The sequence below is a fragment of the Arsenophonus sp. PmNCSU2021_1 genome (assembly GCF_036919435.1).
GTDB classification, from domain to species: Bacteria; Pseudomonadota; Gammaproteobacteria; order Enterobacterales; family Enterobacteriaceae; genus Arsenophonus; species Arsenophonus nilaparvatae.
In genome coordinates, this window is record NZ_JAZHPL010000005.1 from 69535 (window position 1) to 83174 (window position 13640).

Annotated in this window: 18 protein-coding genes and 2 pseudogenes; 16 read left to right on the forward strand and 4 right to left on the reverse strand. The window is 42.9% G+C overall.

The features are described from left to right. Window positions 1-216 precede the first annotated feature (216 nt). Window positions 217-1116: pseudogene (locus V3224_RS10730) on the reverse strand (IS701 family transposase); the annotation flags it as partial. Here V3224_RS10730 and V3224_RS10735 point away from each other — a divergent pair. Next, a complete protein-coding gene (locus V3224_RS10735; protein WP_334470448.1) occupies window positions 1101-1523 on the forward strand; it encodes a ComEA family DNA-binding protein in 423 nt (140 codons plus the stop codon). The pseudogene V3224_RS10730 and the gene V3224_RS10735 sit on opposite strands and share 16 nt — an antisense overlap. 200 nt (window positions 1524-1723) lie before the next feature. On the opposite strand, the gene queC is transcribed toward V3224_RS10735, so the two are convergent. Then, window positions 1724-2425, reverse strand: a complete 702-nt coding sequence (queC, locus tag V3224_RS10740) for a 7-cyano-7-deazaguanine synthase QueC (protein ID WP_334470449.1) — start codon at window positions 2423-2425, stop codon at window positions 1724-1726. 515 nt (window positions 2426-2940) lie between these two features. Here queC and V3224_RS10745 point away from each other — a divergent pair. Next, entirely contained in the window at window positions 2941-3531 is a 591-nt protein-coding gene (locus V3224_RS10745; RefSeq protein WP_334469890.1) for a tail fiber protein, read from the forward strand. Between the two features lie 10 nt (window positions 3532-3541). Here V3224_RS10745 and V3224_RS10750 read toward each other — a convergent pair whose 3' ends face one another. Then, window positions 3542-4126, reverse strand: coding sequence for a gp53-like domain-containing protein (locus tag V3224_RS10750; protein ID WP_334470450.1), 585 nt, complete (start codon window positions 4124-4126; stop codon window positions 3542-3544). A 164-nt stretch (window positions 4127-4290) separates the two neighbouring features. Here V3224_RS10750 and V3224_RS10755 point away from each other — a divergent pair, with 164 nt between their 5' ends. Continuing rightward, window positions 4291-4881 (forward strand): recombinase family protein, encoded by a 591-nt coding sequence (locus V3224_RS10755; protein ID WP_334469545.1) that lies wholly within the window; start codon window positions 4291-4293, stop codon window positions 4879-4881. A gap of 204 nt (window positions 4882-5085) precedes the next feature. Next, window positions 5086-5727, forward strand: a complete 642-nt coding sequence (locus V3224_RS10760; RefSeq protein ID WP_334467757.1) for a hypothetical protein — start codon at window positions 5086-5088, stop codon at window positions 5725-5727. Window positions 5728-5734: 7 nt separating this feature from the next. Here the strand turns inward: V3224_RS10760 and V3224_RS10765 are convergent, their stop codons facing one another. Further along, window positions 5735-5890, reverse strand: coding sequence for a hypothetical protein (locus V3224_RS10765; protein WP_334467759.1), 156 nt, complete (start codon window positions 5888-5890; stop codon window positions 5735-5737). Window positions 5891-6199: 309 nt separating this feature from the next. Between V3224_RS10765 and V3224_RS10770 the strand changes: the two are divergent. The 12 genes and pseudogenes from V3224_RS10770 to V3224_RS10825 all read left to right on the forward strand — a co-directional run. Further along, a pseudogene (locus tag V3224_RS10770) lies at window positions 6200-6358 on the forward strand (DUF4054 domain-containing protein); the annotation flags it as partial. Then, a complete protein-coding gene (locus V3224_RS10775; RefSeq protein WP_442890215.1) occupies window positions 6355-6903 on the forward strand; it encodes a hypothetical protein in 549 nt (182 codons plus the stop codon). The pseudogene V3224_RS10770 and the gene V3224_RS10775, both read left to right, overlap by 4 nt. After that, window positions 6890-7279: a head-tail adaptor gene (locus V3224_RS10780; protein ID WP_334470451.1), complete on the forward strand. Its 390-nt coding sequence runs from the start codon at window positions 6890-6892 to the stop codon at window positions 7277-7279. The genes V3224_RS10775 and V3224_RS10780 overlap by 14 nt, the downstream gene beginning before the upstream one ends. Next, a complete protein-coding gene (locus V3224_RS10785; RefSeq protein ID WP_334470452.1) occupies window positions 7269-7820 on the forward strand; it encodes a phage neck terminator protein in 552 nt (183 codons plus the stop codon). Before V3224_RS10780 ends, V3224_RS10785 begins: the two co-directional genes overlap by 11 nt. Next, window positions 7820-9298: a DUF3383 domain-containing protein gene (locus V3224_RS10790; RefSeq protein ID WP_334470453.1), complete on the forward strand. Its 1479-nt coding sequence runs from the start codon at window positions 7820-7822 to the stop codon at window positions 9296-9298. The genes V3224_RS10785 and V3224_RS10790 overlap by 1 nt, the downstream gene beginning before the upstream one ends. 9 nt (window positions 9299-9307) lie before the next feature. Then, entirely contained in the window at window positions 9308-9748 is a 441-nt protein-coding gene (locus V3224_RS10795) for a phage structural protein (RefSeq protein ID WP_334470454.1), read from the forward strand. Then, on the forward strand, window positions 9748-10158 hold the full coding sequence (locus V3224_RS10800) for a phage tail assembly chaperone (protein ID WP_334470455.1): 411 nt from the start codon (window positions 9748-9750) through the stop codon (window positions 10156-10158). Before V3224_RS10795 ends, V3224_RS10800 begins: the two co-directional genes overlap by 1 nt. 95 nt (window positions 10159-10253) lie before the next feature. Beyond that, on the forward strand, window positions 10254-10343 hold the full coding sequence (locus V3224_RS29915) for a DUF6889 family protein (RefSeq protein WP_442890219.1): 90 nt from the start codon (window positions 10254-10256) through the stop codon (window positions 10341-10343). Beyond that, entirely contained in the window at window positions 10336-12303 is a 1968-nt protein-coding gene (locus V3224_RS10810; protein ID WP_334470456.1) for a lytic transglycosylase catalytic, read from the forward strand. Before V3224_RS29915 ends, V3224_RS10810 begins: the two co-directional genes overlap by 8 nt. 250 nt (window positions 12304-12553) lie before the next feature. Next, window positions 12554-13084: a phage baseplate protein gene (locus V3224_RS10815; protein ID WP_334470457.1), complete on the forward strand. Its 531-nt coding sequence runs from the start codon at window positions 12554-12556 to the stop codon at window positions 13082-13084. Next, window positions 13074-13373 carry a phage baseplate plug family protein gene (locus V3224_RS10820; RefSeq protein ID WP_334470459.1) on the forward strand — a complete coding sequence of 100 codons (300 nt, stop codon included), beginning with the start codon at window positions 13074-13076 and terminating at the stop codon, window positions 13371-13373. The genes V3224_RS10815 and V3224_RS10820 overlap by 11 nt, the downstream gene beginning before the upstream one ends. A gap of 8 nt (window positions 13374-13381) precedes the next feature. Beyond that, the gene (locus V3224_RS10825; RefSeq protein WP_334470460.1) at window positions 13382-13639 is read left to right on the forward strand and encodes a hypothetical protein; all 258 of its coding nucleotides are present in this window, start codon (window positions 13382-13384) and stop codon (window positions 13637-13639) included. The last annotated feature ends 1 nt before the right edge of the window (window position 13640 follow it).

The window sequence follows — 13640 nt, forward strand, 5'->3', positions numbered from 1 at the left end:
ACGTCCCAATTTTGTTGATAAAGGCACGAGTTTCGCACCAATAAAAAAACGCGCTATTTTTAGTTTAATTCAGCATGATATATAAATAGACAAAACCTTATAAATTAAATACAAGTTATTGTAATTTAATAAAATTTATGTGTTTTAGTAACTTACAGATTAACCATTGCTTTTAAGCCATTTCTAGAACTTTATATGCCTGTGCGAAACTCATGAAAGGGTTATTTTTTCAGATATACGACGTTTATGTTGTTCAAACCACGCAGAAATAGCGAGAAAAATATGATTTCTTTGCGCTCGGCTCGTGCGAGCCTGACAGCGTTCAATACCACAGTTTTGTTTAACTTCTCGATGATAAACTTCAACAGACCAACGGGCATCCATGATAGATTTGAGGTATTGACGGGTGGGATTCTCTTTGTTTGTTACTATGTAATCAATACGGCCGTTTTTGGCTGTAAATTTGAAAACGGTTACCCAACCATATCCTCGCAAGTGTATTGACGTTTCTTCTTCTGAGATGTCTAACTTGTTCAGTTGTTTGTTATGGTTAACAATCCTATTTTTCCTCAGCGTGTTTACCCAGATCCAACCATGAGAGCGAATTGATTTCAGGTTATCCAGGCTAGAATACCAAGCATCCATCACTACGGCTTCTGGCATGATCCCTCTTTTTTTAGCAAGAGTGAGCATTTCGGAAAAGTGCGTGTTTTTTGTTTTTCCATCAGAATCTTTATCATAAATAAGATAATTGATAGGAATTGATTCAACCTTCGTCAGATCATGCCAAAGCAAATTAACTAAACCTATGCCAGCAATAACCTCATGTTCATTACCTGAATATTGATAATGGACCATCACTATTTTTTTACTACGTGTTTTGGCAATCAATGTATCATCGGCAATTAGTACGCAAGGGCTTTTTTTGTCTATAGAAGGTTCAACTAATCGCCATAGGTCTTTAGGTCTAAAACATCTACTTTTTAGCCATCGGCTAACAGTGTCATGAGATAAAGGCGATGGGCTTACTTCTGATAACGCTAAACCAGAGTATCTTAAACTGCTTACTTGTAAGAATGTTTTATAGATATCTTTAATACATGGATAACCCGACAAAATATGAACACCCTGATTTTTTCTTGTTTTTAAATTTATACTTCTTTTTTGGAGATTGCGAAACTCGTGTAATATATACAACTAGGATCTTAATTTTTGCGATAGGATTTTTTCATACCGCATTTGCCCAATCTGATCAGCTAAAAGTAGTTAATGATCAAACTGGAACGAAATCAGTTATAAATAAAACAGTCAAGCGACAGTTGATGGATGATAAAGTTAATATCAATACTGCATCTGAAGAGGAGTTGGCGGAGAAATTAAATGGGATCGGATTGAAAAAAGCACAGTTAATCGTGTTACATCGTAAGAAATTTGGAGAATTTAAGTCAATCGAACATCTTCAAGATGTGCCAGGTATTGGTTTGGGTTTTATTGAAAAGAATCGTGAGAAATTAACCTATTAATACATAATAGGAGCTGAGAGGGAATCATTAATCTCAGTTCCTTATTCATTACACCAGTATACGCTAGAAGTGTAAGATTATATTTAAGCCAAAAGTACTAAAAATAATTTATTGTATCTTGTATTAATTAATATAGTGGCATTGATTGTAAGTTAAATTGGCTTATTGTTTGAATATCGTTAAATAGTATCTATTTAAAATCATTTAAGGTGCATTTTTTGTTTTAAAGAGGACATGATTGCTTGTCGATGATTAAGATAATATTTTAATCCTTCTGCACGCAGATGGCAGGCAGCACATTGTTGACAACCATTGCCTATGATACCATTGTAACAAGTAAGGGTTTTATTTTGTACTAATTTTAATGAGTGGTAATAATCGGCTAGTGCCCAAGTCTCGGCTTTATTTAGCCACATAAGAGGGGTTTCAAAGCGAATTGGTTTAGCTATACCCAGACAAATAGCTTGATTGAGCGCTTTAACGAATTCGTCCCTACAATCAGGGTAACCAGAAAAGTCTGTTTCACAGACACCGGTTATAACCACCTCAGCTTGAACTTGGTAAGCATAAATAGCAGCAAGTGTTAGAAATAAAATATTACGTCCTGGAACGAAAGTATTGGGTAATTCACTTTCAATACTTTTTTCATAGGAAGGTATTGGAATGTTGTCGCGAGTTAGGCTACTGATAGCAAGTTCATTTAATAATCCGACATCCAGTATTTTATGTGCTGCGATGTTAAAATGCTGGCATATTTTTTGAGCAGCAACAATTTCAGCACTATGACGTTGAGCATAATTTAAAGTGATACAATGAACTTCGTTATATTGTTTTATTGCTTGTATAAGACAAGTGGTCGAATCTTGTCCTCCACTAAATACAATAACTGCTCGTTTCGTCATGCTTAATGCTATCCATCGATAAAGTACAAGTAAAAAATTTTGCTAGTGAAGATGATACATTATGTTACCGAGTTTAATCTAGTTTAGATAGCCTTAATTGGGAAGATATATTCATAGTATTATATTATTTGTTTAAATTATAAAATATGAATTATTTTATTCTGACTATTTATTATCGGTAGCATATTAATTTTATGTAATTATGCGATAAAAATGCCATGATTTGTTGAATACATCCTGATATTACATTGCTTATAAAGCTGATAAAATCAGGTTGCTAAAAATATTTTATATAACATTATGAGATTTGGTGGGTTACGATAGTTTTTATAAACATATAGTCAACAATATAGCTAATTGAATTGATCATTTTTATTTTTGATTGAGAAAATAAAATATATCACAATTTTGTTTGTATCTGATTAATTTATTGAGCTGTATTTTATTATATTTTTTGATGCAATTTTCAATATCAGGATAAAAAAATGTGAGATTATTTTCTCAATTACGTTGGTTTGTTAGAAACGGTAAATCTGGCTAAAAATGCCACACCCAATCAGCGTAAAATTAACGGCAAAACTCTCACTCAGGATGTGCAGCTAACTGCCACAGATGTTCATGCTGTTACACCCGAAGTATTGCGTGTCGAAATCCCGGTAGGTATTCCCCTGCCTTGGCCTGCTGAAAGAGCGCCGACCGGTTGGTTTATCTGCAACGGTGAGCCATTCGATAAGAAAAAATACCCGCTTTTAGCACTCGCCTATCCATCAGGAAAACTCCCTGATTTACGTGGTGAGTTTATTCGTGGCTGGGATGCTGGGCGAGGCGTGAATCCTAGGCGTAAGGTTTTATCGTCTGAAACTGCATCACTCGAGAGCCACGCTCATGGTTATCGGGACAGGTATTATGTTGAAGATGATGGTCCACTAGGCCACGCAAACAATAAAGAAAAAATGCCTGTAGGGTATAATGCAGATACAGGTTCACGTGCTACGGATGGAGATAATGATTCTTTTCTATTCATTGACAAAACAACGTCTAATGCAGGCGGTAGCGAAACCCGCCCGCGAAATGTCGCGTTTAACTACATTGTCAGGGCGGCCTGATAATGTTGAGTTAGTAGCAAACCAGCTGCCATGTTCTCGGCGCTTTAATCCCTGTTCTGGTATAATCTGCACTGATAATTAACGATTTTCCGACTATTTCGACATAAGTACCTAAATTGCCCTCGGGAGCAATACCTTTGTATTTTACCGTCGCGTTTGCCGAGAAAATGGCATGAGGGACGGGACAAGGTAAAGATACCGTATAAATCTGTCCGGCATTGAGTGGTGGTGTGATGCCCCATTGTCTGATAAGGCCGCTGTCACCACATTTCCACCATCCATTCGTAGCGAGGTGAGCTGTATTTTTTGCTCCTCGATTGTTAATCTGCATATTAAGCCAGCTGCTTAACGCCCCGCCCCAAATAGGGCCAGTTACATCACCATTTTCTTGATAAACCGCGGTTCTGCCGCCCCATGAGATATGCAAATTGCTATGAGTATTGATGGTTCCATCAATTTCTACACTCTTTAACCAATGCAATCGATCATTATTCCAGGAAGCTACTTTTGCATTATTAGCATAAAATGCCACGTTGCCATCGCCATTAGCCCGTAATCCTGAATCGTTATCGCCGATATGCACAGATTGGGTCACATGGAGGTTGCCATTGACGCTACCACCCGTTCGTTTATCCAGTGCATTTTTTGCACAATCTACCGTTTCCGTTAAACCAAGGTTTTATTAAATAGAGAATTTAGCTAATATTTTGCCCAAAACCAGCAATGACAAGGCTTTCAGAGGGAGAATAAGAGGCTAAAATGGCAAAAATAGGCTATATGAGGGTGTCAAAAAATGACCAAAACACCGATTTACAGCGAAAATCACTCATTTGTACAAATTGTGAGCAGATTTTTGAGGATAAAATCAGCGGAAAAACAGATCAGAGACCCGGATTAAAACGCGCGCTAAATGCACTGAAATCGGGTGACACCTTAGTCGTCTGGAAGCTGGATAGACTGGGTCGCAGCATTAAACATTTGATTACTTTAATATCCAAACTGGAAGATGAAGGTATTCATTTTCATAGTTTGACGGATGCCATTGATACCTCTACGTCCGCTGGCCGTTTTTTCTTTCATGTGATGAGTGCGTTGGCACAGATGGAGCGAGAACTGATTGTTGAGCGTACTAAGGCAGGTTTGGCAGCGGCAAGAAGTAGGGGGCGTATTGGCGGCAGACCTCAGTCGCTATCTTTTGCACAGCAACAGGAAGCTCAAAAATTATTGGCGAATGGTCATAGCAGAAAACAGCTTGCATTACTGTATGGGATTTCATTGACCAGCATCTACAAATATTGTCCCGCTGATCGTGCCACTCAAACAGACCAAAGTGCCTCCGATGAAAAATGACAGTGTAATTTCGTTGCACTGATGGAAACAACAGTAGCCTGCCATTTATCGCACGTTTTGGCTTCAAATATCGCACGCCGCATCAGCCGTCTCGATGACTGTTTCTCGTTTCACATAGTGAAACGTCGGAGAGAAAAATATAACCTATACACCAGATAGTGAGCATTGGTTTAATGCTAACCAAACAATAGAAGGATATTTCATATGCTCGATTCATCACTGCTAAATCTGCCCTGGGCAACATTGGTGACGCTGGCTTCTGGCTATGTTGGATACTTTATTGCCAATGTTGGTCTGAAAGAGCACCACAAAACCGTTGACATAACGTTTTCGACATTAGTTTTTGGTCTTATATCTGCAACCGCTTATGAATCCGTCGCCGTATATGCGGTTTACTGGTCAACCCTTGTAGCGCTGGTTACCGCAATAATAACAGGAGCCGTATGGCGTAAATACGGGCGTAGATGGATGTACAAGCTCATGCGCGCCTTAAACATCTCATGGTCTGATGGCACCCATTCCGCGTGGCAGCAGCTGTTCGGGCAGATTGAGTACCGAGCCACTGAAGTGTTTGTTATTCTCAAGGATGGCAGCGGGTTATTATCGCGGCCTCTGGCTCGTTTTGAAGGGCTCCCTAATGGGCCGTTTGCGCTGGGCAATACGGGAGACGTCATTCTTTATGTAACACACCATAGCGCACCAGATAGTGATGAATGGCGCGAGTTTGCTGGTGTGATCGATGACTCCTGGGGGGCGCTGGCGACCTACATTCCTGCAGAGCAAATAGCTAGGGTGGAAATTAGGAGGAACAAGATTAAAACTGCATCCACGCCTCCTAAGGTTTAGCTATCACTCATTTTTTAGGACGGATACCAGGCGGGTTATTTGACTGTTGCGATGGGGTGGGTTTATTCTCCTTGCTGGCATCTTTTTCAAACGTGACTACTCGGTCATTTTTGGGATTCTCTGTAAAGTCGGAACTATCATGATTGTTGTTCTTGGTCGTCATGGAAACTTCCTCTAAATGAAATCAATCGTAGTAGATTCGATTCTATACTCAACATACTTCAAGATGCAGGCGACTATTCAGCAAAAAGCACGGGTAGTAAGGCCGTTAAGCTTCCTTTCCCTGCATCTTGAAGTTTATTGAGTATAGTTCAGTAAAGAGGATGGTTTCAATTAATGGGTTTTAAAACATGATTTCTGTTTCACTATGTGCAACTTAATCCCTCTGACTTGTCCCAGATAGATCCAGTTTGTCCCAGGTAGATCCACATTTATCGCACGTTTCCCGTTTAAATATCTCACGTCCTATCATTCAGGGGTGGCAGCGGCTAAGTCGGTCGATAAGGTCAGTGTCAGTTACGATAACAGCATGACGTTAAACCCCAATGCCGGATTTTGGAACAACACCCGTTTTGGCGCGGAATTTTATCAGTGGGTACTGATGTTTGGGGCAGGAGGACGGCAATTGTGAAAAGTGGTGTCGCACTACGACTTGATAAAACAAGTCAGTTATTTGCTGCCTTACATCAGCTGACCAAGCAAGATGTACTGGTGGGTATTCCGGCTGAAAATAGCGAACGCGAGGATATCCCTTTTAGCAATGCGGCTATTGGATATCTCAACGAGTTTGGCTCGCCGGCTAAAAACATCCCCGCCAGACCGCATTTAATACCGGGCATTCGTTCAGTGGAACACAAAACCACCGCTGAATTGAAATCTGCCGCTAAAGCCATTCTGGATAATCAACCGGATAAAGCAGAACAAGCGTTAAATCGGGCAGGCCAAATCGCCGTTCAAGGGGTGCAGACTGTCATTACCCAAAGCAATTTTACCCCGCTGGCTGATAGTACATTAGCTGTCCGGGCACGACGAGGACGTAAAGGGGCGGCGCAAGCGCTGGAAAATCGAAAAGCTGGTTTACCGCCCGATAACAACAACGCTAAACCGCTGATTGATACGGGAACCTATCGGCGTGCTATCACTTATGTTGTGAGGAAGAAAAATGCCAATGCTTGATGTAACCGATGTGCTTTTTGATCCGGATTTTTGCGATACCTCGCTCACTTACACACGACGGGAAATTTTGATTGATGATGAAGGTATCACCTCGACAAAAGAAAGTACTTACCCTTTTTCAGGCGTAGTGACCGTAGATAGTTCAATTGAGGCGCAAATACGAACATCGGGTCAACTCGTCAGTGGACGAATATTGGTGATCACCACCACCCGATTGATTGCCGGTGAAACTCATCATATTGGCGATATTGTCACCTATCAGGGACGCAAATATCTGGTGAAATCCGTCGATCCTTACACCGCTTATGGCACGGGATTTGTTCAAGCGCATTGTGAACTAATGCCGTTTGACGGAGGTATCGCTCATGAGCAATAACAGCAGTACGGAGGCGGGATGGCTAACGCCCTTTGATGATAATGCCCTGTATAATGAAGGCTTAAATCGTCTGTTAAGCCTTTGGGTTTGTGGCGTCTCGGGGTTGCCCGCAAAACACGTTTTACCTCGCTGGCAACGCGATCCGGCACCGTTGCCATCCCCTGATACTAACTGGTGCGCGTTTGGCCTCATCGATATTGAGAGTGAGGCGAATCCCGCCTTAGTCAATCAAAGCGATGAATCAAACGAACTTTGGCAGTACGAAACGTTAACTTGTCTAGCTTCTTTCTACGGAAAAAACGGCATGGTTTACGCCACCCGTTTTCGGGATGGCATCATGCTCAGCCAAAACAATGCTGAACTGAATAAATCCAATCTTACTTTAGGTAATTTCAGCCAGATCACCGCGTTTCCTGAGCTTATCAATAATCAGTGGGTGAACCGGTTTGATATAACCGTTTATCTACGTCGCAAAGTGGTGCGTCGCTATCACATCAAATCAGTGAAAGACGCCCATGTCACCTTTTTGGGAGACAAATAATGTCAACAGGTTTACCCGTTTCAAGGGTGGTTAAGGTCACGCTTGATATGTCACCGCGCGCGGCAAGTGGCCGTAATTTTGGTTTACTGCTGATTTTAGGTGACTCACCCGTTATCGATCCGCTTGAGCGATTACGGGCGTATTCCAATATTGAGGAAGTCGCCAATGATTTTGGTACAACCGCACCCGAGTATCAGGCGGCTTCACTCTATTACCAGCAGTCACCCAAACCCGTCGATTTATACGTGGGACGCTGGGTAAAAGCAGCCTCACCCGCATTATTGCGCGGTGGCATTTTGTCCGAAGAAGAGACAAAAATTAACAATTTTAAGGCGATTACCGATGGCGCGATGAATATCAGTGTAAACGGAAGAACGGTTAAGTTAAGTGCCATTGATTTTTCGCAAGAAACCAATTTAAACGGGGTTGCCGCAAGAATTAGTGAAAAAATGACTACCTCCACGATGACGTGGAATGCTAGCGATAGTCGCTTTGTGATGACATCGAATACGGCAGGTAAAATAAGCGCAGTGGGTTTTGCTTCCGCACCGGAATCAGGCACTGACTTATCGGCGTTGTTGAAACTAACCCAAGAGAGCGGCGCAACGCCGGTTTCAGGTATGGACGGTGAAACTATTGTTGATGCGGTGACAACCTTGGCGGATTTTTCCAGCAATTGGTATGGACTGGTGGTAACCGCTGCCCTTTCTACCGATGAAGTCAAAGGTATCGCCAACTTTATTGGCGCGGCCGGCAGTTCACGCGTTTTTGGGTTTACCACCCAAGATACCGCTGTCCTTGATAGCACGAAAGCGGATGATATCGCTTCCCAATTAAAACAAGCAAAATATCAACGGGTGTTTACCCAATATTCCGCTTCGACGCCCTATGCAGCGGCTTCGGCTTTTGGTCGGGCGTTTTCCGTCAACTTCAACGGCAATAACACCACGATCACACTTAAATTCAAACAGGAGCCTGGTGTTAAAGCGGAGACCTTGACTACGTCGCAGGCGAATACTCTGGCGGCAAAAAACTGCAACGTGTTTGTCAATTACGATAACGACACTGCCATTATACAAGAAGGCGTGATGGCTAATGGTGATTTTTTCGATGAACGCCACGGTCTGGATTGGTTGCAAAATTTTGTGCAAACCAATTTGTACAATCTTCTCTATACCCGTACCACCAAAGTCCCTCAAACGGAGCAAGGCAGCACGACACTTTTGACCAATGTTGAGCAATCCCTGGCTCAGGCGGTCACCAATGGACTACTCGCACCGGGCGTATGGAACGGTGGCAATATAGGTCAATTGGCTAACGGGGATACGCTTACCAAAGGGTATTATGTCTATATTCAACCGCTTGCGGAACAGGCGCAATCCGAGCGAGAAAAACGCAAAGCGCCGCCGATTCAGGTTGCCTGTAAGTTAGCGGGTGCGGTGCATTTCGCGGATGTCTTAATCACCATTGTTCGATAAGGAGAGAAAATGGCCGCTTATAGTTTTGTTGATGTTTCCGCCACGCTAACCGGCCCCACAGGTGTGATAGATTTGGGTGCTGGCTCGGCGAACTCGGAAGAAGGAATAGTGGTGACAATGACCGAAGCCAAAAACACCATGACTATTGGTGCTGATGGTGAAGGGATGCATACCCGACATGGCGGAAAATCCGGCACCGTTACGGTCAGTCTGATTAAAGCCTCACCGGTTAACAAAAAACTGATGATCGCCTATAACGCGCAAAGCGTGTCATCTACCCTTTGGGGTAATAACGTGATTGTGATCCGTAATCCGGTATCTGGCGATATCATTACCGCGCGCAGTTGTGCGTTTCAAAAAATACCGGATTTACAAAATGCAAAAGAGGCGAATGTGCTCGCTTGGGTTTTTGACTGCATTAAGATCGATGCCTTATTAGGAGAATTCTAGTGGAAATTGAAATTAACGGTCATGAATATCGAAGTCAAAAACTCAATGTGTTTGACCAGCTTAAGGTGACGCGAAAGTTATTGCCGGTGTTATCCGGTTTAACGGGTGAATGGCAAAAGTTACAACAAGGGGAAATGCCAATGGCAGCGGTGTTACCCGTTATGGCAAATTCTATTGCCCAAATGAGCGATGAAGACTGTAACGCGATTTTGCACCCTTGTTTATCGGTCGTTTCACGAAAAAATGCCAAGGCATGGACGCCGATTTTTCGCCAGGGTGAATTGATGTTTGATGATATTAACTTAAAAACCCTGCTTGAGATTGTAGCGCAGGTGATTGGAGACTCCCTCGGTAATTTTTTTCACGCACCCCAAGACGACGAGACAGCCAGCCTCCCCTCACAGGATTAACCCTGGATTCACTGCCGGATGGTAAGGACTTCTTACGCCTTCCTGTTAAGTATGGCTACATTAAATTCGACAAATTAAAAGATGGCTCAATTGATTTGGCAGATTTAGCCGAAATGAATGAGTGGATAGACATCGAACAGGATAACGAAGCGCGAATTGCGCGTTGGAGAAATCGCCATGACTAATGCTGAAACGTTGCGAGATTTTCTCATCAGCCTCGGTTTTAAGGTTGATGACAGTGGCATGCGAAAATTTCAGTCCGTTGTTACGGGGGTGAGTGCCAATGTTATCAAGCTGGGGGCGACTGTTGAGGGGGCAGCGCTGGCCGTCGTGGGATTTACCACGCAAATTGCGGCAGGACTGGATAAGATGTACTGGGCATCGCAACGCACGGGTGCCAGTGTTAACGGCATAAAAGCATTAGGGTATGCCGCCAGCCTTACCGGCAGTAGCGCAGAAGCGGCAAGCGGTTCACTTGAAAATCTGGCAGGATTTTTGAGAAACACTCCGGGTGCTGAGGGGTTTTTAAATCGCCTTGGGGTGCAGACCCGTGATGCCAATGGCAATTTGCAGGATATGAGCGCTATTTTTACTCGTGTGGGGAATAAACTGGCCTCCATGCCCTATTACCGCGCGAATCAATATGCTCAGCTACTCGGTATTGATGAAAATACCTTGATGGCAATGCGTAGAGGCATTAATGCCTTTTCTGCGGATTACCAGCGGATGCTCAAGCAAACAGGATTTAACGCAGACGTTGCTGCCAAACAGTCAAACCAGTTTATGACCTCGATGAAAGGATTGACGGGGTTATTTGGTGTTTTGCGTGATAAAATCGGGTCTAATCTGGCGGGGGGACTGAGCAGCGAGATAGACAACTTGCGCAAAAGGATGCTGGATAATTTTCCGAAAATCGAGTGGGCGTTAACGAGTATAATCAAAGGTATCATTCAAGTTGGTGAAATAGTCAGTCGCATTATCTGGCGAATGAGTCAGGTGATAGGACAGGTTTTTGATTGGTGGCGTAATTTAGACGAAAAATCTAAAAAACTCATCACGACCTTTAGCGGATTGGCAACGGCTATCTGGGTGCTCAATCGCGCATTCTTTGCCTCGCCCATCGGGATTATCACCGGTCTTATTGCTGCTTTACTGTTACTTTGGGAAGACTACCAGACCTGGAAAGAAGGGGGTAAATCCTTTATCAACTGGTCTAAGTGGGAAGGTGAAATAAACCACGCGAAAGCGGCATTTAAGTGGTTAGGTGAAAAATTAACAGGATTGGTTGACCTGGTAGGCGGTTGGCAAAATGCGCTTGAGCTATTGGCTATTTTTATCGCTGGTGCATGGGTGAGCAAGGTGTTAGGTGCTTTTGGCAAAATTGTCAAATTACCTATCCCGCCTTGGCTAAAATTATGGGGTCTCTATGCGGGGTATCTAATTTCAGATAAAGATAATATCAGCGATAGCGCAAGCGCGTCATGGGATTACAACACCCGACAGGTGAAACGCGCGATTGGTAACGGTTTGGATTATCTAGGTTTTGATAATAGCTGGGCAACCAAAAATCAAGGCAGCAATATCCGAGATAATATCGCTGATGTGCCTACCGGCGACATGCCAAGGGGTATTCGTAACAACAATCCGGGTAATCTGAATTTTGTTGGGCAACGCGGTGCAGTACGTGAATCACCTAACGGAAGATTCGCCAAATTCAATACCGCATTTGAGGGCTTACAAGCCCTTTCTTCACAGCTTAATCGCTACGCTGAAAGAGGCTTAAATACCGTTGAAAAAATTATTAGCACCTGGGCTCCCGCCAGTGAAAATAATACTCGTGCCTATATTGATAAAATATCCGGTAAATTAGGGGTTTCCCCTGACACGGTATTGAATCTATCTAATCCGGCGGTCATGACATCGCTCATGTCTGGCATCGTTGAGCACGAAAATGGTTGCCAGCCGTATAGCCAGGCAATGCTCTATCAAGCCGCGAATGCGGGTATGGGAAATAACATTGACCAGAATATCACGATTAATGTTGAAGGTGCACCGGACCCATACGCCACTGCCAATGCGATTGCCGATAAACAAACGGGCATTAACGCCAGACTGATTGGACAATTAACCCAGCGAGCCTACTGATGGATATGCTTTCTACGCTTTTTTCTCAACGTTCGCGCAAAATTGGTTTACTGGTGCCGGATGTCATTATCTCACGAGTTTCGCACAGGCATATAAAGTTCTAGAAATGGCTTAAAAGCAATGGTTAATCTGTAAGTTACTAAAACACATAAATTTTATTAAATTACAATAATTTGTATTTAATTTATAAGGTTTTGTCTATTTATATATCATGCTGAATTAAACTTAAAAATAGCGCGTTTTTTTATTGGTGCGAAACTCGTGTATCTCAGAAAAACATCACGACACCCTTGAAATCACCGAGCATCCGGTTGAACTCGGCGCGGAAATAGCCGATCACGCTTACAAACGTCCGGCGGAAGTCACGATGGAGGTGGGTTTTTCAAGTGGGGGATCGCTGCTGGATTTTTGGGACACATCAAAATTGGGTATTAGCGTAGGGTTAAGCGCACCGGAAATTTACCAGCAAATTTTAGCGCTTCAAGCCAGCCGTCAACCGTTTGATGTGATAACAGGTAAGCGCAAATACCAGCATATGCTCATTCGGGCAATCGAAGTGACCACCGATAAACACACGGAAACCGTGTTGATGGCGATATTAACCTTACGGGAGCTGAATATCACCCAAACCCAAACGCTTAATATTAAATCTACCGATGCAAAAAATATGCGGGAAGGGAATGCAACGAGTGGCGTGAGTAATACCGGTATGAAAACGCCAAAACCCGTAGATAATCGCAGCCTATTACAGCGAGGAGCCGCATTTTTTAATGGAAATTAACGAAATACCGCTTACCCCCACCAACCAGCAATTTACGATTAAGTTATCTGATACCGTCTGGCAATTTCGCCTTATCTGGCGTGATAGCGCTGGCTGGGTGCTGGATATGCTCACGGTTGATAATCAACCGGTGATACAAGGTATTCCGCTGATCGTGGGTGAAAATCTACTGGCTCAATATAGTCACATTATCCGTGAAGGGAAACTTGTCTTACTATCGGATGAAGAAAGCGACATCAACGCGGATACGTTGGGCGCAACCGTAAAATTATACTGGATAACCGATTGAGGCTAAAAATGACAAAAGAAGAAATTGCTGACTTTCAGTTTTTATCGCTAATAGTCACTTATGGAGATTTTGTTCAAAATAAGCCCTATTTTCGTCAGATAGCACAAAGCTTAAGAGAGCATTCCACTGTTTCAGATGCTCTGCCTAAAAAATCTCAAGCGAGTAAAGTTATTGAGCGTCAAGATGCTTTTATCTCTTTTGAGAAAGCATTGCAGTTAACGCAAAATAAATACGCCCATATTATTAATGCGCTAGCAGATAAATAAG

Bases quoted from the DNA above. Each gene is read 5' to 3' on its own strand.
- V3224_RS10790 (WP_334470453.1), top strand. From the start codon at position 7,820: ATGTCAACAGGTTTACCCGTTTCAAGGGTGGTTAAGGTCACGCTTGAT.
- V3224_RS10785 (WP_334470452.1), top strand. From the start codon at position 7,269: ATGAGCAATAACAGCAGTACGGAGGCGGGATGGCTAACGCCCTTTGAT.
- V3224_RS10780 (WP_334470451.1), top strand. From the start codon at position 6,890: ATGCCAATGCTTGATGTAACCGATGTGCTTTTTGATCCGGATTTTTGC.
- V3224_RS10810 (WP_334470456.1), top strand. From the start codon at position 10,336: ATGACTAATGCTGAAACGTTGCGAGATTTTCTCATCAGCCTCGGTTTT.
- V3224_RS10820 (WP_334470459.1), top strand. From the start codon at position 13,074: ATGGAAATTAACGAAATACCGCTTACCCCCACCAACCAGCAATTTACG.
- V3224_RS10795 (WP_334470454.1), top strand. From the start codon at position 9,308: ATGGCCGCTTATAGTTTTGTTGATGTTTCCGCCACGCTAACCGGCCCC.
- queC (WP_334470449.1), bottom strand. From the start codon at position 2,425: ATGACGAAACGAGCAGTTATTGTATTTAGTGGAGGACAAGATTCGACC.
- V3224_RS10825 (WP_334470460.1), top strand. From the start codon at position 13,382: ATGACAAAAGAAGAAATTGCTGACTTTCAGTTTTTATCGCTAATAGTC.
- V3224_RS10755 (WP_334469545.1), top strand. From the start codon at position 4,291: ATGGCAAAAATAGGCTATATGAGGGTGTCAAAAAATGACCAAAACACC.
- V3224_RS10765 (WP_334467759.1), bottom strand. From the start codon at position 5,890: ATGACGACCAAGAACAACAATCATGATAGTTCCGACTTTACAGAGAAT.
- V3224_RS10760 (WP_334467757.1), top strand. From the start codon at position 5,086: ATGCTCGATTCATCACTGCTAAATCTGCCCTGGGCAACATTGGTGACG.
- V3224_RS10735 (WP_334470448.1), top strand. From the start codon at position 1,101: ATGGATAACCCGACAAAATATGAACACCCTGATTTTTTCTTGTTTTTA.